Origin of the sequence: Polaribacter dokdonensis, from assembly GCF_024362345.1 — a bacterium.
GTDB classification, from domain to species: domain Bacteria; phylum Bacteroidota; class Bacteroidia; order Flavobacteriales; family Flavobacteriaceae; genus Polaribacter; species Polaribacter dokdonensis.
Window position 1 is genome coordinate 1,680,394 of the sequence record NZ_CP101505.1, and the last position, 25,031, is coordinate 1,705,424.

A 25,031-nucleotide genomic window follows, 5' to 3' on the forward strand; every position below is an offset into this window, starting at 1 on the left:
AACACCTCAATCAAAATACTTTTACACAAAAAATTACTATTTAATGAAACATATTTTTATGTGGATTATACTGTTGGCCACTAGCATCAGTTTTTCACAAATTAAAATATCGGGTACAGTAACCGATAAAACTACAGGAATGGGAATACCATCTGTAGCCATAGCTTCCTCATCAGAAAACGGAACAACTTCAGATATAAATGGAGTGTACACCATTTTTATATCCGACACCAATCAAGTAATAACCTTTTCTTATTTAGGATACAAAACACAAAAAATAAATATTGGTACTCAAAGAGTTATCAATGTTCAATTAGAAGAAATTGAAACCAATTTAGATGAAATTGTAGTAACTGCTCTAGGTTTAAATAGAAAAACCAAAGAACTAGGTTATGTAGTTCAAGAAATAAAAGCGAAAGAAGTTACAAATGTAAAAACCGTAAACTTTTTAGACAATTTAGCAGGTAAATTAGCAGGTGTTACTATTTCTCAAGGAGCTACAGGAGTTGGCTCATCTTCTAAAATTACCATTCGTGGAGAAGCCTCGTTCTCGAACAACAATCCACTTTTTGTGGTAGATGGTACACCTATTAATAACAACTCTGTATTTAATTTCACCAATGAAGCTGCTGCTGGTTTTCAAGAAATTGATTTTGGTAATGGAGCAATGGAAGTAAATCCTGATGATATTGAAACCATAACCGTTTTAAAAGGGCCAAGTGCTGCTGCTCTATATGGTACTCGTGCTTCTAATGGTGTTATAGTAATTAACACCAAAGATGGTAGTAAAAAGAAAGGTCTAGGCGTAAGTATTAACTCTTCTATTACGTTCGATTCTGCTTTTCGTTTGCCTGAATTTCAGAATGAATATGGCCAAGGAAACTCAGGTAATTTTGAGTATGTAGATGGTTTAGGAGGTGGTGTTAATGACAATATTACTTATTCTTGGGGGCCAAGATTAGATGCAGGAAATTTAATTGCACAATTCGATTCTCCAGTAACCTTGGCAGATGGAACTGTAGTAAGAGGTGGTGATACTTCTTTGTATTCAGGCAACACAATAACACCAACCTTGTTTAAATCTAATCCAGATAATTTAAAAGATTTTTATCAAACAGGGGTAACTGCAATTAACAATATTGCTATCAATGACAGTTTTGAAAGAGGATCTTACAGATTATCAATTACAGATTTAGACAGTGAATCTATTATACCTGGTGTAAATTTAGAACGAAAAACAGCAGCTTTAAAAGTAAACTTTAATCCATCACCAAAAACACGCATTACAAGTTCTGTAAACTATGTAAATTCTAGTTCAGACAACAGACCTGCTAATGGTTATGGTAGTGAAAATGCAAATTACTCATTAGTTGCTTGGGGGCCAAGGTCTTTAAACATCGATAGCTTGCGTAATTATTGGCAACCTGGTTTAGAGGGTGTTCAGCAATACTCATTTAACTATACATTTTTCGATAATCCATTTTTTATCCTTCAGGAAAACACAAACTCATTCAACAGAGATCGTGTATTTGGGAATATTGCTATTAAGCATCAATTTACAGATCAGTTAAGTGTTTCTTTACGTTCAGGAATGGACTATTCCTCTGAAAAGAGAGCGCTAAAACGTAATTTTAGTAGTAACCGTTTTAAAAACGGAGCTTATGCAGAGCACGATGTTTTTTACAGAGAGGTAAATACAGATTTCTTAATCAATTACAATAACAATTTTGGAGATATTTCTTTTGATGTTTCTTTTGGAGGAAACAGATTAGATCAAAACGCAAGCACCAAACAAACACAAACTACCAATTTAGCACAACCAGGTATTTTTAGTTTAAACAATGCTGCCTCTCCTTTAGAGGTATTTGAATTCGAATCAAAGAAACGCATTAACTCCTTATATGGAATTGCTAAATTCGGCTACAAAGATTATTTATTTGTAGATATTACAGGTAGAAACGATTGGTCTAGTGCACTAGCTACTCCTTTTTCTGTAGATGGCACGTCTTTCTTTTATCCATCTATATCTTCTAGTTTTATATTGTCTAATTATACAGAGTTACCTTCAAGTATTTCTTTTGCAAAACTTAGAGCAAGTATTGCACAAGTAGGTAATGATACAAACCCTTACCAAACTTCAGGTGCATTTGCTTCGCAAACTCCTTTTAATGGTCTGCCAACATTTAGCAACCAAAACTTTATTCCGAATTCTAATTTAAGACCAGAAATCACAACTTCTTATGAGTTAGGTGCAGACTTGCGTTTCTTTAAAGATCGATTGAACATCGATTTTACCTATTACAATGCCACTACAAAAGATCAAATTATTTCTTTACCCATTCCAATCTCATCAGGCTATAATCAGCAAGTAATTAATGGTGGAAAAGTAACAACAAGTGGTGTAGAAATTATCTTAGGAGGGACACCTATACAAACAGAAAACTTTACTTGGAATACTACTTTTAACTTTGCTAGTAATAAATCTGTAATCAAAGATTTACCTCAAAATGATGGGCGTTTAACGTTGGCTTACAGTAGAATTTACAATAGTGCCAATCAAACTGTTTGGTTTCAGGTAGAAGAAGGTGGACAAATTGGGGATATGTATGGTACTGGATATGAAAAAAATGGGGATGGCGAATTTTTATTAGATGATAATGGAAGATACATTGCCAATAATGATTTAATTAAAATCGGGAATTACAATCCAGATTTTACTTTAGGTTGGAACAATTCTTTCCGTTATAAAAATTGGAATGCAAGTTTCTTATTCGATTGGAGACAAGGAGGAGAAATTGTGTCGAGGACAAGAGCTTTAGGTAATGTTGGTGGGCAATTGGCAGAAACTGCTTTTAGACCAGATGCAGGTATTGTGGCTCAAGGTGTAAATGTAAACACTGGGCAGCCTAACACTGTTGCTGTGTCTGCAGAGAGTTATTACAGACAATTTTACGACAGAAACCATGAAGAAAACAATGTATATGATGCTTCATTTTTAAAATTACGTCAGGTTTCACTTGGGTATGTTTTAAATTTAGAAGAAGGCTTTTTAGGTTTAAAAGACACCTCTAGCATGAGCTTTTCTTTTATTGGAAACAACCTTTTTGTGATTACAGAAAATCCGCATTTCGATCCAGAACAATTGGCTGTACAAGGCAATGGTTTTGTAAGTGGTGTAGAAGATATGAGTTATGCTACTAGCAGAAGTTTAGGTTTTAAAGTAGGTTTCAATTTCTAATACAATAACATGAAAAAAATAATATATACACTTTTAATTTTAGCGTTTACCTTGTTAGGTTGCACTAAAGATTTTGAAGAAATTAATACCAATCCAAATGCACCTGTAGTTGTACAACCAAGTTTGTTGTTAAGACAAGTAATCTATGACTTTGGAGAACAAATGAGTTATGAAGGTTTTGTAGCTGGTGATTTGTTAGGGCAACACAGAACAGCTTTAGACTTTAATTTATTTGATAGACACGATTTAAAAAGTCCGCAATTAGGAGGTAACCCTTGGTCTATTTTTTACACCAATTTAAGAGACAATGAAATTATTTTAAATCAAAGTAAAACAACTAGTGCTTTTGCAGTTTATGAAGGTCCTGCCTTAATTTTAAAAGCATATATGGCTGCTGGTTTAACAGATTTATTTGGAGATGTACCTTACTTTGAAGCCTTTAATGGTGTAGAAGGCACAGTAACCCCTAAGTACGATTTACAAGAAGACATTTATCAAAATGAAAACGGAATTCTAGACAATTTAGACAAAGGTATTGCAGCTATCAACGCCTACACTGGTTCAATTGCTTTAGAAGGTGATATTTTGTTTGATGGAAACCTACAAGCGTGGATTCAGTTTGCAAATTCTTTAAAAATAAAATACCTCATTCGTATTTCTAAAAAAGTAGATGTTGCAGCACAATTGCAAACGCTATATAATCAGGGCAATTACATAACCAGTAATAGTAACAATGCCGTATTTGACTTTACCAATTCAGATCCTAACAGTTTTAGGTTAGCGCAATTAAGAGTTGGTGATTTCAACAACTTTGTACTTTCTGAAACTATGGAAGAAATCTTAGTTGATCTTGATGATGCAAGAATTAACACCTTTTTTAGGCCTTTTGCCAATGCTACAGGTAATGATTACAATGGATTAATTAACGGGATCAATTCTTCGACAACATCAATAGCCTTGGCAGATTATTCGCTTTCAGGAACTGCCTTTAGAGAAGACACCTCTACCCTAGATGCTAATTTTATGACAGCTTGGGAAACTAGCTTTTTATTAGCAGAAGCTGCTGAAAAAGGGTTGATTACTGCAAATGCAGAAACCTTATATAATGAGGGTGTAAGACAAGCTTTCGAGTATTGGAATACTACTTTACCAGCCAACTATTTATTAGGGAATGCCAATTACAATGCAGCAGGTACATCGCCTTTGGCTCAAATTATCACTCAAAAATGGATTGCTTCTATCATTCAAGGATATGAAGGTTGGATTGAATACAGAAGAACAGGTTTTCCTGTACTTAAAAATGTTTCTGCAAGTTTAAATAACGGATTAATACCTGTTAGAATGCCTTATCCAGCAGAAGCTGCAACTTTAAATCAAGAGAACTATAGTGCAGCAGCTGCTGCAACAAATGGCAATAGTTTAGATGTAAACGTATGGTGGAACGAATAATATGGATGTAATTAATTGGCAATGGGGGTTGGTCATTTGTTCAAGTATTATCTTGTTCTTTTTATCACCTCTTGCAAAAACTACAGATGAATTCTTTAAAGCAGTTCATCAAAAGAAAGCACCTAACACACTAGTCTTAACAGGTAGCTTAATCATTTCTTGGATTTTTGCGAAAAGTATTACCAACGCTGCCAATTTAGGTATGGCCTTTGGTTTAGTGGGTGGTGTTGCTTATGCTGGTTATTACCTATCCTTTGCTGTAGCTGGGGTTATTATTTATCAATTAAGAACTCAGGGTAATTTTACCAGTATTCACCATTTTTTAAGTTCAAAATTTGGGCGACGAGCTGTAGCTATTTTTTCTATTCTAATCGCCTTTCGTTTGTTTAATGAGGTTTGGAGTAACACTATGGTTATTGGCAATTATTTTGGTGATGTTGGCAGTGGCTCTTACTATTGGGCCATTTTAATATTCACAGTACTTACCTTAAGTTATGCCTTAAAAGGGGGATTGAGTAGTTCTATTTTTACAGATGTCATCCAAATGATATTGTTTGCAGTTTTATTGATTGTAATTCTTGCTACACTTTTTGCTACTGATGATTTTTCTGCGAAAAAAATTGCCAATTCAGGAGCTTGGAGTTTTGAGTTAGGGCTAAACTTATTTTTTGCAGCCCTCTTACAATCGTTCAGCTATCCTTTTCACGACCCTGTTCTTACAGATCGCGGATTTATTAGCAACCCTAAAATAACGCGTAAAAGTTTTATTTGGGCGAGTATTTTAGGTGCAATTTGTATCATCTTTTTTAGCTTTATTGGTATTTATGCACAAACTCAAGGTTTAGAGGGGGAAGCAGCTATAGAAGTTGGTAAAGCATTTGGTATTGTACTTCTATTAGTCATTAATTTTATCATGATTACCTCTGCAGCCTCTACCCTAGACTCCACTTTTTCGTCATTTTCTAAATTAATAGCAATCGATTTAAATCTGGGTAAATCTGTTTCTTTTGGAAGGTTAACCATGATTGCTGTTGCAATTTTAGGTACAATTCCTGTATTTTTAAATGCAGAAATTTTATCTGCTACCACAATTTCTGGAACAATGGTTATTGGTCTTACACCTATTTTTATATTTTGGAAACAAAAGGTTCCTAAAATTAGTTTTTACCTCTCTGTAGGTGCAGGCCTAATTTTTGGAATACTCTTGGTGTTTGATGCTTTTCCGAAAGCACTCATTTTTACGGAAGGTAAATATGCCAGTTTACTCTGGGTAAATCTTTGGGGAATTGCTAGTTGTATCACTTTATATTTTATACCAAAATGGATCAGATAACAGAAAATTTAGGCAAAAAGTCAGGCAAAATGCTGCTATTTGGTGGTGTATATAGCAATTTACAAGCATTAGAAGCTTTAAAACAAATTGCAGAACAAGAAGACATAGCTCCTGAAAACTGTATTTGTACTGGAGATATTGTGGGCTATTGTGCTCAACCTGAAGAAACCGTGCAACTTTTTAAATTGTGGGGTGTAAAAAGTATTGTAGGTAATGTAGAAATACAATTAAGGGAAAATGCAGATGATTGTGGTTGTGATTTTAGAGAAGGTTCTAGATGTGATGGTTTTTCGCAATTGTGGTATCCTTATGCACAAAGCAAGCTCTCTGAAAACTCGTTAGATTTTTTAAAAACACTGCCTAATTACATCAACTTTAGCTATGCTGATAAACAAGTAAGTGTCGTACATGGTTCTTACTTTAATGTTTCTGAGTTTATTTTTAAATCTACTCCTTGGCAAGTAAAACAACCTAATTTTGAGGCTACAAAAAGTAATGTAATTGTGGCTGGGCATTGTGGTTTACCTTTTCATCATGAGCAAAACAAACGACTATGGTTAAATCCAGGTGTTATTGGCATGCCTGCCAATGATGGTAACCCTTCAGTTTGGTATGCTATTGTAGACGATACTCAATCTACTTTGTCTTTTACACATAAAACCTTAAATTACAACTACAAATTAACCAGTAAACTCATGCAAAATGGGTTATTACCCAAAGAATATTCGAGAACCATTGTTACTGGAATTTGGGATAACACTGAAATTTTACCTGCCATAGAAAGTGGTTTGCAAGGTTTTGGGATACAATTATAAACATTATGAGAAAAATCGTTTTATTAGTAATATTTGTAAGTACTGCAACTTTTGGTCAGCATAAATTAGACAAGTTATTAGAAAAATGGAATAAGAGAAATGTACCTTACATGTCTGTAGAAACCTTAGCATTACCGAAAACTGATGCTATTTTATTAGATGCTAGAGATCAAAAGGAATTTGACGTGAGTCATTTAAAAAATGCCATTCGAGTAGGGTATGATGATTTTAAAATAGACCAAACTTTACCTAAACTACCCAAAGATAAAAACGCAAAAATTGTAGTGTATTGCTCATTAGGCATTCGCTCAGAAACAATAGCACATAAATTAATGCAAGAAGGTTATACCAATGTGTATAATTTATATGGGGGTATTTTTGAATGGAAAAACGCCAACTTTAAAGTGGTAGATACTTTAGGAAACCCTACAGAAAAAGTACATACATTTAACAAGAGTTGGAGCAAATGGCTTCAAAAAGGGAAGAAAGTGTATTAATGTTAGTAGCGTAATTACAAATCAGAATAAAGCAATACCCATTTATGCATAAAAACCTCTTACTTATTTTTACAAGAAACCCGGAATTAGGGAAAGCAAAAACGCGTTTGGCTAAAACAGTTGGTAATGAAACTGCTTTAGAAATTTATAAATTTCTTCTAGAAAAAACTAGAGATGAGTCGCGTAAAGTAAACGCAGACAAAGCTGTTTACTACTCTGTAAAAGTGAGAGACAATGATATTTGGGATACTGAAACTTATCAAAAATTTGCTCAGAAAGGAGAGGATTTAGGGCATAGAATGCAGTATGCTTTTGAGCAAGGATTTAAAGCAGGTTACGAAAAAGTGCTAATCATTGGTAGCGATTTATACGATTTATCCTCAGAAAATATAGATTATGCCTTTCGTACATTAGACAATCATGATGTAGTTCTTGGGCCAGCAGAAGATGGTGGTTATTACCTACTAGGTATGAATAGCTTGCATCCATCTGTTTTTCATGATAAAGAATGGGGTACATCCACAGTTCAAAAAGATACCTTAGCCAATTTAACCAATCAACAGTTAAAGTTATTAGAAACTAAAAATGATATAGATTTGTATGAGGATATTGAAGGCATCCCAGAGATTATGAATCGCTTTATCCACACTAAAAAATAAAATACATTAGCGCATTATGAAAGCAGCACAATTACAAGAAACAATCACTTTTTTAAAAGAACAAGGCATCACTGCTCCAGAGGTAGGTATTGTATTAGGTACTGGCTTAGGAAAACTGGTAGACGAAATTGAAATATTAAAAGAGGTTGCGTATACAGATATTCCTAACTTTCCTATTGCTACAGTAGAATTCCATTCAGGTAGAATTATCTACGGAAAATTGTCTGGTAAAATGGTTGTGGTGATGTCAGGGCGTTTTCATTTGTATGAAGGATATACGCCTTGGGAGGTTACATATGGTATACGTACCATGCATGGCTTAGGCATTCAGCATTTATTAATTTCTAATGCAGCAGGTGCTATTAACTTAGATTATATCAAAGGCGATTTAATGTTGATTGAAGATCATATTAATCTACAAGGCAGCTCACCTTTAGCTTTTAAAGGCGCTAATGAATTCGGAAACATCTTTGCAGATATGCTTGAACCCTATTCAAAAAAGATGAATACAGCACTGAATTTAATCGCAACCGAAAATAACATTCAACTGCATTCAGGAACGTATGCAAGTGTATTAGGGCCGCAATTAGAAACTAGAGCCGAATATAGAATGTTGCAAATTTTGGAGGTAGATGCAGTAGGAATGAGTACTGTGCCAGAAGTAATTGTGGCCAAGCAATTAAATTTACCTTGTGCAGCAATTTCTGTATTAACCGATGAATGTGATCCTAAGAATTTACAACCTGTAGACATTGCTGAAATTATTGCTATTGCTGGCCAAGCAGAACCTAAAATGATTATACTATTCAAAGAGGTGCTAGCTAAGTTGTAATTGTACCTTTCTGCTATTGTTTATGATCAACAGTTTTACATCTTTTATTTTAGAAAAAACAGGTGCTACTTCTTTAAATGAACTGGGGCTTATTCAAGAATTATGGAGTGGCTATGGGCACATCAAACGTTTTGCGTTAGAAGGTAGCCCTTTGCAAACTGTTGTGGTCAAAAATGTACAATACCCAAAACAACAGCAACACCCAAGAGGTTGGAACTCCCAACTTGGTCATGAACGCAAGTTAAAATCGTATCAAGTAGAAACAGCTTGGTATACCCAATATGCAAAACAGAGCGAAGCACGTTTACCCAAATGTTATGGTGTTTATCAACAAAACAACGAAGTGTGTATTGTTCTAGAAGATTTAGATGCTGCAGGTTACACATATCGAAAACAAGATATTTCTTGGCAAGGTATTGACAATTGTTTGGCATGGCTTGCCAAATTTCATGCATCTTATTTAGGGAAAACCCCTCAAAATTTATGGGCTATTGGCAGCTATTGGCACTTGGCTACAAGACCTCAAGAATTAGCGGTTTTAGCAGATGTTCCTTTAAAAAAAGCAGCACCCTTCATCGATCAGAAATTAAACGATTGCAGGTATTCAACATTTATTCATGGAGATGCAAAATTGGCCAACTTTTGTTTTTCTGCCAATGATGAAGTAGCTGGTGTCGATTTTCAATATGTGGGTGGTGGTTGTGGTATAAAAGATGTTGCTTATTTTATTGGAAGTTGTTTATCAGAACAAGAATGCGAACGTTTAGAAGATACCATACTATCTACTTATTTTATCCATTTACATAAAGCACTAGGTAAAGAACACAAAGCATTAGAAAAAGAATGGCGTTCTTTATATCCTTATGCTTGGGCAGATTTTCATCGTTTTTTAAAAGGATGGAGTCCTGGGCATTGGAAAATTAATTCCTACAGCGAACGCCTTACCCAAAAAGTAATCAAAGAAATTTCAAATGGACTTTAATGCACTAGCAGACATTGCCACAAAAGCGGCTTTAGAGGCAGGTATGCTAATACAAAAAGCCTTAAAAAAACCCGTTGTTGTGCAACACAAACAAGGAGGCAACACAATAGCATCACAAGTAGTTACTGCAGTAGATTTGGCGTGTGAAAAAATAATTTGTAAGCACTTGGAACCATCCTGTAAAAAGTTTGATATTGGTTTGCTTACAGAAGAAACCGAAGATGACCAAAGCAGATTTACCAAAGACTATTTTTGGTGTGTAGATCCTTTAGATGGTACGTTAGCATTTATAAACAAACACCCAGGTTTTTCGATTTCCATAGCACTGGTTTCTAAAGAAGGTGTACCTTTTATTGGCGTAGTTTTAGATCCAAGTTCTTCCAACTTATATGTAGCTATTATAAATAAAGGTGCGTATAAAAATGGGCAACCTTGGGTATTACCTCAACCCAAAAACACGCTTACCTATGTTACAGACAAAAGCTTAGCAGACACGCCTCAAAAAGAACTAATTTCAAATCATATTCAAGAGCGTTTAAAAGCATTAGGTTTAACTCAGTATAATGAAATTTCAGGTGGTGGTGCAGTATTAAATGCATTATTAGTTGCCGAACACAGACCAGCATTATTTATAAAACCAACTAAAACAAAACTAGGTGGAGGTAATCTTTGGGATTACGCAGCAACTACTTGTATCTTTAAAGAGCTTGGGCTAAAAGCAACTACTTTTAATGGTGATAAAATAAATTTAAACCCTTTGGATACCACTTTTTTGAATTTTCAAGGTATATGCTTTAGTGCCTAACTCAATTCGTTTACAGCAAATAATATCTACGAATAATGAAAACTATAAAGTAACATTATCCAGTAAATTTGACTAAAAAAGGTCTATTTTTATGAATATATAACTAGTTGGTAATAATTCGAAATTACGAACATTAAGCTTAAAATTGCGGTAATAGGATTTTTATTTTTATTCTTTGATGTTTTTGGACAAAAAACAGAATTAGGATATAAAACAGAAAATCATAAAGTCTATTCAGAGGATAAAGACGAATATATCCTAAAAATAACTTTTCCTAGAAATTATAGTTCTACCAAAGAATATAAAACACTTTATTATTTAGATGCTTATTGGCTTACAGAAATTACCCTCGGCTCTTTTACTATATTGGATTTATGTAATTATGTAGAAGACGTTGTTTTTGTTGGAATTTCATTAAATGGTTCTGAAAAAGATTGGCATATACAAAGAGATATGGACTTCACGCCTTCACAATTTAAAAATTTGGGACTTTTAGAAGGTTTAAAAAATTCAAATCCAGATAATAACATTAAAATCAAAGTCAAAACTGGAGGAGGAAATCAACTCAATAAAGAAAGTACAGGAGGAGCAAATTTATTTTTAGATTTTTTAGAGAATGAAGTAATTGAATTTGTAGAAAAAGAATATCCTAATCTTAATAAACGAAGAGGTTTACTTGGGCATTCTTTTGGAGGACTTTTTGGATTCTATACTTTACAAAATCGTCCAGAATTGTTTAAAGATTTACTATTAATCTCAGCCTCTTTATCTTGGAATTCATCTGAATTAGTTGATAAAGAAAATTTTTCCAAATTAAAAGGTTCAAACAGCGAAATAAAACTTTATCATAGTTATGGTGAAAAAGAAATCAAAGGTATAAGAACTTCAAATAATGATGTAAGTAAGATTATAATTGAATTGAAACTTGAAAACTTGAATTATAAATTTAACCCAGTTAAAAACACTAACCATCATTCTGTGTTATCAAGAGCAATTTATGATGGACTATTGTATTTATATAAAAAATAACGTTTTACAACAACGCACAAAATTAATTGCCTTCTTTTAGTTCACTTACTAAAATCCTCATGGATTTTATTGGTTTGATGTTTTATTTACTAACTTTATTGCTTAAACCACGTAACGCTTCTTACACAACAACGTTGACCACAAACGAAAAAACAATCTCAAAAATAAGACAGACTAATAAATTGTAGTTCCCAATGAAGTGGCTCAACTCTCCATATCCTTTATTACAAAAAACCAAATACAAGTGGTTATTTGCGTTGTTTTCTGGCCTTTTTGTTTTTGTGTTTTTAATTTTTTTTCAACCTTTTGGTTCGGCACAATCAATCGCTTATAAATATATTCTCTTAGCGGGTTTTGGAGTTGCAGTCTTTCTAGGTGTAGCTACTACCTATTTTATCCTTCCTAAACTATTTCGTGAGTTTTTTCGTCCAGAAAAATGGACCATAGGCAAGGAAATTCTATTACAATTTGGTTCCATCTTAATAATAAGTGCTTTTAATTCCCTGCACAATTACAATTGGTGGCCAGACATTAATTTATATCAAACCTTTTTTAATTTTGTTATAATCACTATTTCGATAGGGATTTTCCCAATTACAGGTTTAATCTTTTTTAAAGAGCGTACACTTTCAAAACGTAACACCCAAAAAGCACAATTACTTTATAACCAACTACCCCCTGAATCTATAGAAGGGACCATTACAGTTCAAATACAAGAAGAAAGTGTAAAAGAAGCGCCTATTGTAATGCAATTATCAGAATTTATATATGCACAATCAGAAGGGAATTATATAACGATACATTATTTGAAGGATAATACGCTTATGCATAAACTAATTAGACTTTCTTTAAAACAACTTGAAATACAACTAGAAAATCTATCTCAAATAAAACGTTGTCATCGCTCTTACCTTATTAATAGGCAACATATAACCTCTATTGATGGTAATGCCAGATCACTCACAATACAATTAGAAAAAGTTGCTAACAGTATTCCTGTTTCTAGAACTTTTTCTAAAGCTGACTTTAAATAGCTTTCCCATTCATCACAAAATTGGTACACCCATCACTTTTTTTTCACAACGTACTGATTTCAAGACTATTTTTGGGATAAATAATTTTTAAAATATAGACCTATGAAAAATCGTATTCACATCATTTTAATCTTAATATTAGGTATCTTATTATTAAGCAGCGCTACAAGTATGAAATCAGACAAAGGAAATTCTACGCTAAAATTAAAACTTAATGAGGTGGCATCTTATATTGACGTTCGAGATACAATAAACCTAAAAGTATCAGAAGCTTCTGTTGCATGGCATATGGATCACATTTATTTAATGGTAAATCAGTTACATAAAGCGCTAAAGTATTCTGATGAAAGCAATTATATAGCAGAATCGAATACAACACGTGACTATGTCTTTAATTCTAATACGCTGCCAAGAGGAAGAGTTACTGCTCCAGAAATTGTTAGACCAGCAGAAAATGTAACTATCAATACGTTACAGATGCATTATGATGAAGCACTTGCTACAGCCGAAAAGTTGCCTTTGCTTGCAGAAAAGAAACACTTTAAACATCCAATTTTGGGCACTATGAATAGAGACGAAACAATTAAATTTCTTAACATTCATACTGAACATCACCTTAAAATTATACGTGAAATTCTGAATAATGAATAGCTAATTACTAACTAGGTGTATAATTCATCTCTAATTACAACCTACTAACAAAAATCCTATAGAAAGCTAAAAAATGATTGACCCAAATTGGATTTACTTCTGTGCCAGATTCTCTTTCTGCAATTCATGAAGGACAAGGCACTACTGGTAGGTATTTTCGTTTTCTAAATAGCTATCTCGAATTAATTTTTGTTTATAACCAAAAAGAACTGGAATAAAATAATGAAAAAAATAAAGATTTAGATTTTACAAAAAGAGCCAGCTTTAAGAAAAATGGCGCTTCAACATTTTGTCTAGCTCTTAAAATTGAAAATTATAACATAGAGAAAAGAACATTTGATGGAACTTCACTTTGACTACGACGTGCAAGCAAAATCGTTTGATTTAAGACCTGAATTACCATTAATTATATATTTTTAAAAGTGTAAGGTAAAAGCGTTATAAATTATCGCTGTTACTCCCCTACTTAAAAAATCTTCTCAGACTTTCTATCTATTATTTATTTGCTAAATTGGTTGCTAAACGACGCAACTTAGCAGACCAAACCTGTTCTGCTTTATTATAACCAACCGATAACCAATGATTAAATTCTTTAGAAAAATTAGACTAAATCTACTTATGGAAAATAAAACAAAAAAGTATTTGAAATACGCTATAGGAGAAATTATTTTAGTAGTTATTGGAATATTAATAGCATTATGGATAAATAATTGGAATAACCAACGTTTAGCCGATAACCAAACAACAAATTTCTTAAAAAACATTAAAGAAGATTTAGTTTCTGATACACTTGAGTTTGATAATCGAATTGATTTTTACAAAGATTTAATTGATGAAAAGAAAAAATTACTACTACTATCTTCATACGAGAAAATAAATACAGATAGTCTGTCAGTATTAATTAGTGCAACTTATGCACTCTATGAGATAAATAATACCACCTTTACGAAGATTACAAATTTGGGAATATCTAAACTTTCTAAAAATGATAAACTTTCTAAAAAAATATACAGTTATTACACAATAGAATTAAAAACGTTTAGCGAATTTATTAATTGGGAAAAAGAAGATACAGGCTATGAAGGAAGGTATTGGTCAAATTTTCAAAACGAATATGAATTTAATAATGATGAGTTTCCTAAATTTCAAGATTCGATTATTAATAAACAAAATTTAATAAAACTGATAACAGAACCAAAAGGGAGAAACCAAATATTGTACGATTATTACAGAAAAAAGAGAATATTAGCTAAATATGAGGAAATGAAAGTAATATCATCAGAATTAATTAATGATATACAAAAAGATTTAAACACGAATTAAAAATGACGATAGCACAACACCTTGCATTATTCATTGCTAACTTGCTTATTTACAAAAATCCTCACAAAGTTTCTATCTATGATTTATTTGCTAACTTTAGTGTTAAAGTTGCAATAACGTAAGCAACAATAAACATAACAACCAATACCAGAAAAAATGAATAATAATTTTTATGCAATCCTGATGGTTCTTTTTGTGATTATTAGCTGTAAAAATGAAACAAAAAAGATTGAAGATGTTTCAAAAACAGAATTTACTGAAGAGTTCAACATAGAAGGCAACTATGTCTCTAAAGATTATTCGAAGAGAAGTGAAGGTTATGATTGGATAGCAATTTCGGCTTCAGAAGCAGAAAGTAATCAACTGAATATTTCAGTTCGCTCACGAGCAGATAAGAAAAAACCTACTTGTACATTTGATGCAGTTGCTAACAAAGTAAATGATAAAGTTTACCAAACCCAAATTGATGGTAAGTCCATTTTGTTTGAATTTACCAATGAGCAAATCAGTATAACAACAAAAGATAAGAATAATGGAGGAATACTGTTTTTTTATTGCTCTGGTGGTGCAAGTATTGCTGGAACATTTCAAAAAATAAACGAACCTATTGATCAAAATCAAATTGACAAAACAAAATTTAATAGCGTATTAAATTTACAAGATGTAGGGTTTAATGTCTCTTCAATAGAAAAAGATGGCAAAAACACCTTAACAATTTTCACTTTTGGATTAACTGAAAGTGAATACCAAGAAACATTTAACATTGATGGAGAAGAAGTAATTAATGCAGAAGTTGAAGATCTTAATTCTGATGGCTCACCAGAACTTTTTGTTTTTACTCGATCAGCTGGAAGTGGAAGTTACGGAAATGTATATGCATTTTCGGTTAACAATAAGAAATCTATGAGTGAGGTCTATTTTCAACCAACAGCAGAAAACAGTAAGATAAATAAAGGATATATGGGTCACGATGAATTTTCGCTAGTTGAAAATACTTTAGGTCAACGTTTCCCAATTTATAAAGAAGGTGATACAAATGCTGAACCATCTGGAGGAACAAGACAAATTTCTTATAAACTAGTTGAAGGAGAAGCAATGAAAAAACTTGAAGTTGATAAAATTACTGAATATTAAAAAGGATTGCCAACAATGGCAATACATAATTACTTGTTATTGAGTGTTTTAGAAGTTCATGCAAAATTTACAAGTTGATATTTATCAACAAAATTAAGTGTTAACCAACGAAGTTACACCTACCAAGATAATTGAGCTTCATTAAAAACAAAAGAACATTAAACAGGTATTAGTATTCTCTTTAACAGTATAGATATTAGTAACATGTTGTACAAAAATTACAATGTAATTGAAAGGCTCAGTGAAATTAAATTGTTGTTATTTTCCAATAATACAATTCTGAATTAAAAAGCAACCAAATAATGGTCGCTTTTCTTAATAGTTTTTAAAAGAATAAATAATAATTTAATTTTTAATAATTTTTTTTGAAATTGTTCCTTCATCAGAAATCAATCTCAATAAATAAATTCCAGTTGTTAATTTTTCAGTATTTACAGTATTAACGCTACTTCTTACCAATTGTCTTAATTGTGTTTTTCCAAGCATATCATAAACTTCAATCTTGGCATTATTAATATTTCTTACGTCAATAAATAATGTGTTTTGGATTGGGTTTGGATAAATTTGCAATTCATCTAGAATACTCAAATCATTCACACTTAATGTTCCGTTTATTGGATTAAAATCTTTCCAAACATCTGCAGTTTCATAAGCACTTAAACTACCAGAGAGAACATTTAAACTACATGAGCTTATATCTCTTTTATTAAAAACATTAGCATTAATCGTTAAAGGTGTTGCAATTGCGCAATTAACAGAAGTTAATGTTGAGTTTGATACCTGATAACCAAAAGCATTTTCACCAATAGATGTTACTGAATCCCCTATAGAAATTGAAGCTACATCATCACAACCATAAAATGCAAAATTACCAATTGTTTCTACCGAATTTGGAATTATTACAGAAGACAAACTAGTACAATATTGAAATGCTTCAGCACCAATTGTTTCCAAAGAATTAGGTAAATCTAAAGTTGTTAAAGAAGTACATGATTGAAAAGCAAGGGTTTCAATGGAAACAAGCGAATCTCCCAAATCTAAAGTAGTCATAGAAATACATCCGTCAAATGCATTTGCACCAATTGAAGTAACACTATTTGGAACTACAACAGAATCTAAACCAAACTGACTATTAAATGCGCTATTATCAATCATTGTAACAGTATACTCAATAGAATTATTGTTTACAGTTTCTGGTATAACCAAATCTCCAGTAACACTTGAAGCTGTAACCTTTACATCCGTTCCAGAGATTACCTCATAATTAATACCATCAACACTAAAAGTTTGTGCCTGTGCAAAACTCATACTGAATAAACAAAAAAGGAAAAGTAATTTTTTTGTCATTATATTTTATTTTTAGATTTCCATAAAGTTAAAAAAATAAAAAACGCTTAACAACATTGTATAAAAATAATGCGAAAATTTATTCTTACATCAAAGGTTAGTGCTTATTTGCTTGCATCTGATTTTCCTTCGGAAAATCCTCGCACTCAAACTATGTACTATTCTTATACGTAACTGTTCAAGCACACTCTTCTATCTCATAGAACGTCTTTTTGTTTGGCCATGAAAACAATAGGTTTATTCCTTTCAAAATTACGAAAACAACCCATCACCAAAATTGAGTTGCTGGGCAAAAGGCACCTTATTTAATATATTGGGTACGTTACTATCTTTCTTGGTAGAGAATACATCTGTAGATACTGGGTAACTCACCAACTCTTGATGCGTAAAACCATTCAATAGTTCTTTTACTTCTTCGGTTGTATTGGTTTGTAACCAAGCTTCATAATGTTTTGGATCTAAAATTAAGGGCATTCTATAACTGCCTAAAGCATTTGGCTTATTGTGTATGGCTTTAAAATAGTCGTTGGCTTCTGTGGTAATGATAGAAGCAGCATATGTGGTGCTTTGGTTATATATTACTTTAGAATAGATACCCGCAAAAGCAAACAAATCATGATTCTTTTCTTTAAAAAAATACGGTATTTTATTTGCTATACCAGCTGCAGCATGTGGTTCAAAAAAGCCATCTGCATAAATAATACAACGTTGCCCTTCTATAAATTGGCTATACAAGTCACTTTCAAACAAACGCTCTTTCGTTGCATTTAACGTGTTGGTTTTAGCTAAAAAATGGGTTCTGTAGTTTATATCGTAATTGGTAGGCAGCACGCCCCATTTTGCCAATTCTATATATTTAGGTGCTTCTTGGGTTGTTATGGCCAAGTTTTTGGTTTCCCAACCATTAAAATGAAAATAAGGTGTAAATAATTTAGGCGTTATAAACTGCTTATTTGTCTTTTTCTCTATAGCTTTAGCGGATTTTGTAAGTGAAGTGTGTACGCACATAAGTGTTCATAATATGTTCTAAAGTTATAAAATAAATTTTTACAATAGCTCATAATAATGGGTTTCAATACTTAAAAGAGCATACTTAGTAACCAAAACTAAAAACCTTACTAACTTTTACTAAAAACTAAGTAAACTTTTAATGAAAACTTACCTAACTTTTAAAATTTACAGACTAGATTTTTTTGCTAGAATTGAAGCATAAAAAGACCTTATAAAGGATCATTTTGAACACAATTTTTAAGAGAAAAATAACTATGAACCATTGAGGCACATTTTATCATTTTGTATCTTTGTAAGTAAATGGAGAAATATATAGACATCATAAAAAATTCGTATTCCAGCTACTGGAACTACCTTAAAAACTCAGTATTGTTTGAATTGAATTGGGAGAATTATTTTTACGGGTTGCTTATAATTTCTTTTGTAGTTTGGGGTTTAGAAGCTTTGTTTCCTTGGCGTAAAAATCAATCTTTGTTTCGTAAAGATTTCTGGTTGGATACCTTCTACATGTTCTTCAACTTTTTTCTTTTAAATCTAATTGTTTTAATTGCTTTATCAAACGCAGCTGCAGAAATTTTTAATGATGTTTTGGGCTTAGTAGGTTTAACTATAAGCAGTTTTGAATTGCTAGATTTAAATAGCCTGCCTTTCTTACTACGAATCTTTATTTTCTTTATCGTTGTTGATTTTGTACAGTGGTGGACACATCGTTTGTTACATAGAGTAGAGTTTTTATGGAATTTTCATAAAGTGCATCACTCTGTAAAAGAAATGGGCTTTGCTGCTCATTTACGTTACCATTGGATGGAACCTGTAGTGTATAATTCGCTACGTTATATACCTTTAGCTATTATTGGCGGATTTACTGCACAAGATGTGGCTGTTGTTCATTTTTTTAATATTACCATAGGGCATTTGAATCACGCCAATATCAATTGGGATTATGGCTGGCTAAAGTACATTTTTAACAATCCTAAAATGCACATTTGGCATCACTCTAAAGAGTTGCCAGAAGAACGCAAGTATGGGGTAAACTTTGGTTTAACTTTAAGTGTATGGGATTATCTTTTTAAAACCAACTACATCCCTTATTCTGGTAGAGATATTGAACTAGGCTTTGAGGGTGATGAGCATTTTCCAAAAAGTTTTATAGGACAAGTAAAACATCCTTTATAAAAAAAACTGCCCTCAAAAAAGAAGACAGTTTTATAAAAAATTTAGATGTCCCCCAACATCTAAATTATTATAATTCAAAGATATTTTACTTTATAAAAAAAATGTTCTCTTTTCAGTTTTTTTTGTTCTTGTTTGCTTAGAACTGTTTTGAATTAGAAAACTATATGGCTTTTTAATTTCTACCCTTTTCATTAGGATACAAATCTGGCAACGAATCACTTTGAAAGAAAGCTTTCGTTTCTATGTTCATTGCTGTTATTTTACCTTTAAAAGCGGCACCAGTATCTACATTCCAAATATTAGCAGCATTCATAGGGTAGGCCTCATTATAATTTGTAGTTGGGGTATGCCCAATGTAAATTTCATGATAATGTTGCAATCGTTTTGGGTAATTATTGGCAGTAACCTCAATATTTTTATCTAACGCCATTGCCATTTCCCATAACGTTCTGTCTGTACAAAATTTATGCGGATACGATTCTTTTTCTACCCCATGCATTGAGGTAAAACCTGCATGTAAAAATAAACGGTTCTCATTATCTAAATGATACATTTGTAAAGCTTCGAAAAAAGCCAGATGTGCTTCTTTATCTTCTTTAGAGAAAACAGCATAACTATCCATAGTTTCTTTGCCACCATGTAAATACCAAGAAGGGTTCACATCATTTTTATCCTTCAGCCAATTTTCGCACCAAACATCATGATTCCCTTTTATAAAAACACAGGTAAACTTTTTAGAAAAGTCAATTAAAAAATCAATGACTTGTGCAGCCTCACTCCAGCCATCTACATAATCACCCATAAAAATAAGCTGATCTTCTTCTGTAAGTTCTAATTGATTTAATACCTGTATTAATGCTTTAAAGCCTCCATGGATATCTCCAATAGCAAACGTTCTCATTTGTGATTTCTTTTTAGCAAATCTATCATCCTTTTATACAAGTATGCGATTTGTAATATTAAATTACCATTAAAAGTATTGTCCAATACCAAATACAAAACCTCCTTTAGAAGTGTTGGATTGCCCCACTATTCGAAAACCATAATCGATTCTAAAAGTAGCATTGTATATTTTTTTACTGATGAAACGCAAACCTACACCAGAATATATACGAATGTTTTCTTCTTTAAAGAAATCGCCTAAAGTACCTCCTGGATTTCTCCACGAACCAAAATCGGTAAAGACATTGGTTTGTATGGCTAGCCATTTTTTGTCGTAAACAGTATGTCTGTATTCTGTGTTTAAAACCATACTTCCTGTACCTCTATCTACCAAAATACCTACACCTCTTAAGTTTACATTATTATCTAAAGCAAAAGGTGCAAAAGGGGTGTCTTCATTAGACGATAAACCAAAACGCAATCTGTTTGCCCAATTGCCTTTTTCGCCTATTCTACTGTAGTAAAAAAAGTCGTTCCAAAAAATGTAAAAATCATTCTGATAATCATTTTCTGTGAGTACGTATTGTGCATACAACACGCTTTTAAAACCACTTACATATTGGTAATAATAGTCTAAATTGGTATAGCCATACACCAACTTAAACAATGCTTTTTGCAAATTTAATTGTTGTGGAATTTGAGGTGACGTTACCCCAGATAAGTATTGGTATTTTTCTGTAAATAGATTTAAACCAAAGTTAATTTCATGATTTAAATTAATTTGATACAGAGCCAGAGCCTCAAAAGAGATGTTGTTGTATAAGTAATTGGCAGAACCTGAATTGAAGTACAAAGGTTCTTCGCTTTTCCAATTTTGATGATTTAAAGCAATACCCCATTTTCGAGAAAAAAGATTGGGTGCTTTAAAATTTACAGCATAGGTATGAAAACCATTGTATTGATAAAAGCCTCCTAAAGTGATGTTTCTACCCAACAAATTGTACTCGTACAAACCCAATTTATAAGAGAACACATTGTTAGTCGTAGTCCAAAAATTAACATCTGGTAATAAGGTGTAATTTTCTTTTATTGTAATAACAATCACACATTGCTTATTCGATAATTCTTTTACTGAAAAGTAAGCATAGCTTATGGCTGGCAAACGTTTTAAACGTAAAACATCTTGATGCAATACTGTAGAATCTAATACCTGCCCTACTTGTGTTTGTAAAATCTTTGTAATAAAAGAGGGCTTTGTTTTTACTGTACCTTCTATTGCAATTTCTGTAATTTTTGTAGTCTGTGCTTGTAGCAGATAACCACTACACAAACATAAAAATAGCCCTATTTTAAATTTAGAAATCATTAGTGCAGTAAATATAAGTCTTCTTATTGTGCATATAGCTTTTTAATAAGTTCTTCTGCAGGTTTGTTTTGTGGTGTAAATCTGTTGTTGTTTTCGCCACCAACTTTATCATGTCTATGAAACCATTTCCATAAAAAACCACCAGCAAACCAATCTTCATTCCAGAACTGATTGTGTATGGCTTGCAAACCATTGGCTTGTGCTTGTAGATTTACACTGCCTTGCAGCCTATGAAATTCCCAAGGTTTTTTAGCATTATAATCTACACTTCTATAGCCAAACTCAGTAAACAAAACAGGTTTTTGAAATTTTTGCTGAATGCCTATAATTTCTTTTTTGTGTTTTGCCCAGCCTTCTTCTAAATGAGCTACTGTTGGTGTTTTTACATCACTCAAAGGAAAGTAGGCATCAATACCAATATAATCGAGCTCGTTCCAAAAAGACAAACGTTTGTACTCATCCCAATTGGCTGCATAGGTTAATTTACCTTTATAAATTTCTCTAATTTCTTTAATAAGTTGCACCCAATAGTCAGGTCTATTCATTACAAATTCTTTTAGCTCTGTACCTATACACAATACTTCTGCATCTAAAGCCTCAGCTGCTTTTGCATAAGTTAAAATATAAGCCTTATACGTATCTTCTAAGAGCTTCCAATTTTCTTCTGTGGTTGGTTTTAAATCGCCAGTAAAGCCACCTCTTCGTAACCAAAGGTGTGGTTTTACCATTATTTTAATGTTTACCTTTTGAAACTCTTTGGCATATTGTAGCAATCCGTTTTCGGTTTCTCCAAACCATTCTCTATTGGTATTGAACTCAATTTTTGGGTAATCCAAATTACGAATAAAGCTATAAGGCATTAAAGCCACAAAGTTGCTCTTCGAATTTAACACTGGGGTAATGTGCTTTTGGCTAATAGAATCTCTAGAGGCCACAAAGCTTAATCCATTAATTTTTTGAGTTTGACTTTTACAAGCGGTTTGTAAAAAAAGCACTGCAATTAGAAAGAGATATCGTGTTTTCATAAATCTCTTAAAAATACTTCTTTTTCCTAAAACAAGGCTCTTAAACCTAAGTTAAAACTTTGTCCTAAACCAGTATCACTCCCTCTTACAAATTTGCTGTATAAAACCTCTACATTTAGCACTGGTGTTAATTGGTATTTACCTCCAAAACCTAAACTGGTAAAATCTTGTGCAAAATCTCCCATTCGTTGATAATGCTGCACAAAACCTAAAATAGTAGTTGCATCGTTAGGAAAATAACTCATAAATACACCAGGAGCTAATACAAAAGTGTTGTTTGCAAAACTATCTTCATCACCAAAATTATATTCAGTGCTTAACTCTGTAAATAATTGCCAATTTCCACTTGGTAAGGTATAATCATAAAAGAATCTATTTTGAAACATGTAGGCAGTTTGATCTAAAAACACACCATTTGCATCTGATTCTTCATCTATTAAAGGAATATGAAATGCACTTTGCACCGAAAAATTACCCACATTAGAAATAGGTTGCCATTTTAAAGCAGGAGCCAATGAAGACAAACCATTTCTAGAACTATTATCTGATGGAAAACCCAATACAGAAGTAGCGCTTTTACCATTAATAGCATTAGATCTGTACTCTAACAATAACCCTAAATTTAAACGATTGTTTTCTGAAACACCAGTAAAAATATCTAAGGTAGATGTAAAATATGTTTCTCTTGCTTTGTCTGCTTTTACGCCATTAAACTTTGCTTCGGTTTCTGTATATAGGTTGTTAAAAAACTTAATATCCCACTGACCTTTGTTTAATAATTTAGAAGGCGTATACGTTTGTATATTACTTTTTACATTGTCATCTGCATCTTGTGCAAAACTGGTTTCCACAAAGATGATAATGATGATTAAAACTAATTTCTTTAGGCTAATACTATTCATTTGGTTGTTTTTTTTTGAGATGAATTAACTGGGTAGTCTTAGTTTAATTTAATTACTTACAAGCGATATTGAACTTTTTTATTTATACTAAATCTAAATTATTGGTAGCTGTTAAGTTCTTAACTTTAACTTCGACAGAAGGTCAAGAATCAATCAATACATTATGGAACACATTGTAATTATCGGAAATGGAATTTCTGGGGTTACAGCTGCAAGGCACATCAGAAAAAATTCTGATAAGCAAATTACCATTGTCTCTGCTGAAACCAAATACTTTTTTTCTAGAACTGCGCTCATGTATATTTATATGGGACACATGAAATTTGAACAGACTCAACCTTACGAAAATTGGTTTTGGGACAAGAATAACATCAACCTAAAGGAAGGGTATGTAGCCCAAGTAAACACTGATGATAAGTTACTTACGTTTAAAGACAACTCTACTATATCTTACGATAAATTAATCATAGCTACAGGTTCTAAACCCAATAAATTTGGCTGGCTAGGTCAAGATTTAAAGGGAGTTTTAGGCATGTACCATAAGCAAGATTTAGAAAACTTAGAAATCTATGCCCCAAATAAAGAGGTGTGCAAAAGAGCAGTAATTGTTGGTGGTGGTTTAATAGGAATTGAATTGGCAGAAATGCTAAGAAGTAGAGACATACCTGTTACTTTCTTGGTGCGTGAAAGTAGTTTTTGGAATGGGGTTTTACCTGCTCAAGAATCTGAAATGATTAACAAACATATTTTAGAACATCATATAGATCTGCGATTAAGCACCAATTTAAAGGAGATAAAATCTGATGAAAATGGCAATGTTAAATCGATTGTTATTGAAGAAACTGGTGAAGAAATTCCTTGTAATGTAGTAGGTTTAACTGCTGGGGTTACTCCAAACATCGACTTTTTAGAAGGTTCAGGAATTGAGACTAAGAAAGGTGTCTTGGTAAATCGTTTGTTAGAAACCAGCAAAAAAGATGTGTATGCCATTGGCGATTGTGCAGAGCAACATGAAGCCATTGGTTTACGAAGAAATATTGAAGCTGTTTGGTATACAGGAAGAATGATGGGTGAAGCACTAGCACAGACTATTTGTGGAAAACCTAGAGAATACAACCCTGGACATTGGTTTAACTCCGCGAAATTTTTAGATATCGAATACCAAACCTATGGATGGGTGTTTAGCGAAAGAAATAAAAAAGAAAATGAAGCTTATTTTCAGTGGAAGCATCCTAAACAAAATATTTGCATTACCATTTCTTACGATGCTAAAACACAACAATTTTTAGGGATAAATACCTTCGGAATTCGAATGCGTCATGAAATTTTTGATAGATGGTTAACAGAAAACCAATCTATACAGCATGTTTTAAAGTATTTAAAGGATGCCAATTTTGACCCTGAATTTTACAGTTTGTACGAAAAAGAAATTGTGGCCAAATTCAACTTAGAAAATAACATACAACTTAAAGTACAACCTAAAAGTTGGAAACGTATTTTCTCTAAAGCATAACTGCACCGAATTAAATTTTGGAAGCATC

The 25,031-nt window shown here is 32.5% G+C and carries 22 protein-coding genes; 16 read left to right on the forward strand and 6 right to left on the reverse strand.

The window, feature by feature from the left end:
* Positions 1-43 precede the first annotated feature (43 nt).
* The 14 genes from LPB302_RS07475 to LPB302_RS07540 all read left to right on the forward strand — a co-directional run bounded on the left by LPB302_RS07475 (position 44) and on the right by LPB302_RS07540 (position 15,781).
* Positions 44-3,238, forward strand: coding sequence for a SusC/RagA family TonB-linked outer membrane protein (locus tag LPB302_RS07475; RefSeq protein ID WP_053974148.1), 3,195 nt, complete (start codon positions 44-46; stop codon positions 3,236-3,238).
* Between the two features lie 9 nt (positions 3,239-3,247).
* Positions 3,248-4,687 carry a SusD/RagB family nutrient-binding outer membrane lipoprotein gene (locus LPB302_RS07480; protein WP_053974147.1) on the forward strand — a complete coding sequence of 480 codons (1,440 nt, stop codon included), beginning with the start codon at positions 3,248-3,250 and terminating at the stop codon, positions 4,685-4,687.
* A 1-nt stretch (position 4,688) separates the two neighbouring features.
* Complete coding sequence (locus LPB302_RS07485) at positions 4,689-6,020, forward strand: sodium:solute symporter family transporter (RefSeq protein WP_053974146.1); 1,332 nt, start codon at positions 4,689-4,691, stop codon at positions 6,018-6,020.
* Positions 6,008-6,835, forward strand: a complete 828-nt coding sequence (locus LPB302_RS07490; RefSeq protein ID WP_053974145.1) for a metallophosphoesterase family protein — start codon at positions 6,008-6,010, stop codon at positions 6,833-6,835. The genes LPB302_RS07485 and LPB302_RS07490 overlap by 13 nt, the downstream gene beginning before the upstream one ends.
* A 5-nt stretch (positions 6,836-6,840) precedes the next feature.
* Positions 6,841-7,332 carry a rhodanese-like domain-containing protein gene (locus LPB302_RS07495; RefSeq protein WP_053974144.1) on the forward strand — a complete coding sequence of 164 codons (492 nt, stop codon included), beginning with the start codon at positions 6,841-6,843 and terminating at the stop codon, positions 7,330-7,332.
* 44 nt (positions 7,333-7,376) lie between these two features.
* Entirely contained in the window at positions 7,377-7,991 is a 615-nt protein-coding gene (locus LPB302_RS07500; RefSeq protein WP_053974143.1) for a TIGR04282 family arsenosugar biosynthesis glycosyltransferase, read from the forward strand.
* Between the two features lie 16 nt (positions 7,992-8,007).
* Positions 8,008-8,823, forward strand: a complete 816-nt coding sequence (locus LPB302_RS07505; RefSeq protein WP_053974142.1) for a purine-nucleoside phosphorylase — start codon at positions 8,008-8,010, stop codon at positions 8,821-8,823.
* A 22-nt stretch (positions 8,824-8,845) separates the two neighbouring features.
* On the forward strand, positions 8,846-9,805 hold the full coding sequence (locus LPB302_RS07510; RefSeq protein ID WP_053974141.1) for a phosphotransferase: 960 nt from the start codon (positions 8,846-8,848) through the stop codon (positions 9,803-9,805).
* The gene (locus tag LPB302_RS07515; RefSeq protein ID WP_053974140.1) at positions 9,795-10,610 is read left to right on the forward strand and encodes a 3'(2'),5'-bisphosphate nucleotidase CysQ family protein; all 816 of its coding nucleotides are present in this window, start codon (positions 9,795-9,797) and stop codon (positions 10,608-10,610) included. The genes LPB302_RS07510 and LPB302_RS07515 overlap by 11 nt, the downstream gene beginning before the upstream one ends.
* Before the next feature lie 366 nt (positions 10,611-10,976).
* Entirely contained in the window at positions 10,977-11,639 is a 663-nt protein-coding gene (locus tag LPB302_RS07520) for an alpha/beta hydrolase (RefSeq protein WP_053974139.1), read from the forward strand.
* Between the two features lie 194 nt (positions 11,640-11,833).
* The gene (locus LPB302_RS07525; protein ID WP_053974138.1) at positions 11,834-12,673 is read left to right on the forward strand and encodes a LytR/AlgR family response regulator transcription factor; all 840 of its coding nucleotides are present in this window, start codon (positions 11,834-11,836) and stop codon (positions 12,671-12,673) included.
* Between the two features lie 102 nt (positions 12,674-12,775).
* Positions 12,776-13,324 (forward strand): DinB family protein, encoded by a 549-nt coding sequence (locus LPB302_RS07530; protein ID WP_053974137.1) that lies wholly within the window; start codon positions 12,776-12,778, stop codon positions 13,322-13,324.
* 618 nt (positions 13,325-13,942) lie between these two features.
* Positions 13,943-14,647: a DUF6090 family protein gene (locus LPB302_RS07535; RefSeq protein WP_176966457.1), complete on the forward strand. Its 705-nt coding sequence runs from the start codon at positions 13,943-13,945 to the stop codon at positions 14,645-14,647.
* 156 nt (positions 14,648-14,803) lie between these two features.
* Positions 14,804-15,781, forward strand: a complete 978-nt coding sequence (locus tag LPB302_RS07540) for a PliI family lysozyme inhibitor of I-type lysozyme (protein ID WP_053974135.1) — start codon at positions 14,804-14,806, stop codon at positions 15,779-15,781.
* A gap of 345 nt (positions 15,782-16,126) precedes the next feature.
* Here the strand turns inward: LPB302_RS07540 and LPB302_RS07545 are convergent, their stop codons facing one another.
* Both LPB302_RS07545 and LPB302_RS07550 read right to left on the reverse strand, forming a co-directional pair.
* Entirely contained in the window at positions 16,127-17,128 is a 1,002-nt protein-coding gene (locus LPB302_RS07545) for a leucine-rich repeat protein (protein WP_074613498.1), read from the reverse strand.
* A gap of 252 nt (positions 17,129-17,380) precedes the next feature.
* The gene (locus LPB302_RS07550) at positions 17,381-18,136 is read right to left on the reverse strand and encodes an SOS response-associated peptidase (protein WP_053974133.1); all 756 of its coding nucleotides are present in this window, start codon (positions 18,134-18,136) and stop codon (positions 17,381-17,383) included.
* Positions 18,137-18,439: 303 nt separating this feature from the next.
* Between LPB302_RS07550 and LPB302_RS07555 the strand changes: the two genes are divergently transcribed.
* Entirely contained in the window at positions 18,440-19,315 is an 876-nt protein-coding gene (locus tag LPB302_RS07555; protein WP_053974132.1) for a sterol desaturase family protein, read from the forward strand.
* Positions 19,316-19,487: 172 nt separating this feature from the next.
* Here the strand turns inward: LPB302_RS07555 and LPB302_RS07560 are convergent, their stop codons facing one another.
* The 4 genes from LPB302_RS07560 to LPB302_RS07575 all read right to left on the reverse strand — a co-directional run bounded on the left by LPB302_RS07560 (position 19,488) and on the right by LPB302_RS07575 (position 23,490).
* Positions 19,488-20,216 (reverse strand): metallophosphoesterase family protein, encoded by a 729-nt coding sequence (locus tag LPB302_RS07560; RefSeq protein ID WP_053974131.1) that lies wholly within the window; start codon positions 20,214-20,216, stop codon positions 19,488-19,490.
* A 69-nt stretch (positions 20,217-20,285) separates the two neighbouring features.
* A complete protein-coding gene (locus tag LPB302_RS07565; RefSeq protein WP_053974130.1) occupies positions 20,286-21,563 on the reverse strand; it encodes a POTRA domain-containing protein in 1,278 nt (425 codons plus the stop codon).
* A gap of 23 nt (positions 21,564-21,586) precedes the next feature.
* A complete protein-coding gene (locus LPB302_RS07570; protein ID WP_176966460.1) occupies positions 21,587-22,588 on the reverse strand; it encodes a glycoside hydrolase family 113 in 1,002 nt (333 codons plus the stop codon).
* A 26-nt stretch (positions 22,589-22,614) separates the two neighbouring features.
* Entirely contained in the window at positions 22,615-23,490 is an 876-nt protein-coding gene (locus LPB302_RS07575) for a transporter family protein (protein ID WP_053974128.1), read from the reverse strand.
* Between the two features lie 163 nt (positions 23,491-23,653).
* Between LPB302_RS07575 and LPB302_RS07580 the strand changes: the two genes are divergently transcribed.
* A complete protein-coding gene (locus LPB302_RS07580; protein WP_053974127.1) occupies positions 23,654-25,003 on the forward strand; it encodes an NAD(P)/FAD-dependent oxidoreductase in 1,350 nt (449 codons plus the stop codon).
* Positions 25,004-25,031 lie beyond the last annotated feature (28 nt).

Excerpts from the sequence above, each read along its gene's own strand:
- LPB302_RS07540 (WP_053974135.1), top strand. The coding sequence starts at position 14,804 with ATGAATAATAATTTTTATGCAATCCTGATGGTTCTTTTTGTGATTATT.
- LPB302_RS07500 (WP_053974143.1), top strand. The coding sequence starts at position 7,377 with ATGCATAAAAACCTCTTACTTATTTTTACAAGAAACCCGGAATTAGGG.
- LPB302_RS07490 (WP_053974145.1), top strand. The coding sequence starts at position 6,008 with ATGGATCAGATAACAGAAAATTTAGGCAAAAAGTCAGGCAAAATGCTG.
- LPB302_RS07485 (WP_053974146.1), top strand. The coding sequence starts at position 4,689 with ATGGATGTAATTAATTGGCAATGGGGGTTGGTCATTTGTTCAAGTATT.
- LPB302_RS07580 (WP_053974127.1), top strand. The coding sequence starts at position 23,654 with ATGGAACACATTGTAATTATCGGAAATGGAATTTCTGGGGTTACAGCT.
- LPB302_RS07510 (WP_053974141.1), top strand. The coding sequence starts at position 8,846 with ATGATCAACAGTTTTACATCTTTTATTTTAGAAAAAACAGGTGCTACT.
- LPB302_RS07505 (WP_053974142.1), top strand. The coding sequence starts at position 8,008 with ATGAAAGCAGCACAATTACAAGAAACAATCACTTTTTTAAAAGAACAA.
- LPB302_RS07495 (WP_053974144.1), top strand. The coding sequence starts at position 6,841 with ATGAGAAAAATCGTTTTATTAGTAATATTTGTAAGTACTGCAACTTTT.
- LPB302_RS07535 (WP_176966457.1), top strand. The coding sequence starts at position 13,943 with ATGGAAAATAAAACAAAAAAGTATTTGAAATACGCTATAGGAGAAATT.
- LPB302_RS07530 (WP_053974137.1), top strand. The coding sequence starts at position 12,776 with ATGAAAAATCGTATTCACATCATTTTAATCTTAATATTAGGTATCTTA.
- LPB302_RS07575 (WP_053974128.1), bottom strand. The coding sequence starts at position 23,490 with ATGAATAGTATTAGCCTAAAGAAATTAGTTTTAATCATCATTATCATC.
- LPB302_RS07515 (WP_053974140.1), top strand. The coding sequence starts at position 9,795 with ATGGACTTTAATGCACTAGCAGACATTGCCACAAAAGCGGCTTTAGAG.
- LPB302_RS07480 (WP_053974147.1), top strand. The coding sequence starts at position 3,248 with ATGAAAAAAATAATATATACACTTTTAATTTTAGCGTTTACCTTGTTA.
- LPB302_RS07560 (WP_053974131.1), bottom strand. The coding sequence starts at position 20,216 with ATGAGAACGTTTGCTATTGGAGATATCCATGGAGGCTTTAAAGCATTA.
- LPB302_RS07525 (WP_053974138.1), top strand. The coding sequence starts at position 11,834 with ATGAAGTGGCTCAACTCTCCATATCCTTTATTACAAAAAACCAAATAC.
- LPB302_RS07545 (WP_074613498.1), bottom strand. The coding sequence starts at position 17,128 with ATGACAAAAAAATTACTTTTCCTTTTTTGTTTATTCAGTATGAGTTTT.
- LPB302_RS07555 (WP_053974132.1), top strand. The coding sequence starts at position 18,440 with ATGGAGAAATATATAGACATCATAAAAAATTCGTATTCCAGCTACTGG.
- LPB302_RS07550 (WP_053974133.1), bottom strand. The coding sequence starts at position 18,136 with ATGTGCGTACACACTTCACTTACAAAATCCGCTAAAGCTATAGAGAAA.
- LPB302_RS07570 (WP_176966460.1), bottom strand. The coding sequence starts at position 22,588 with ATGAAAACACGATATCTCTTTCTAATTGCAGTGCTTTTTTTACAAACC.
- LPB302_RS07475 (WP_053974148.1), top strand. The coding sequence starts at position 44 with ATGAAACATATTTTTATGTGGATTATACTGTTGGCCACTAGCATCAGT.
- LPB302_RS07565 (WP_053974130.1), bottom strand. The coding sequence starts at position 21,563 with ATGATTTCTAAATTTAAAATAGGGCTATTTTTATGTTTGTGTAGTGGT.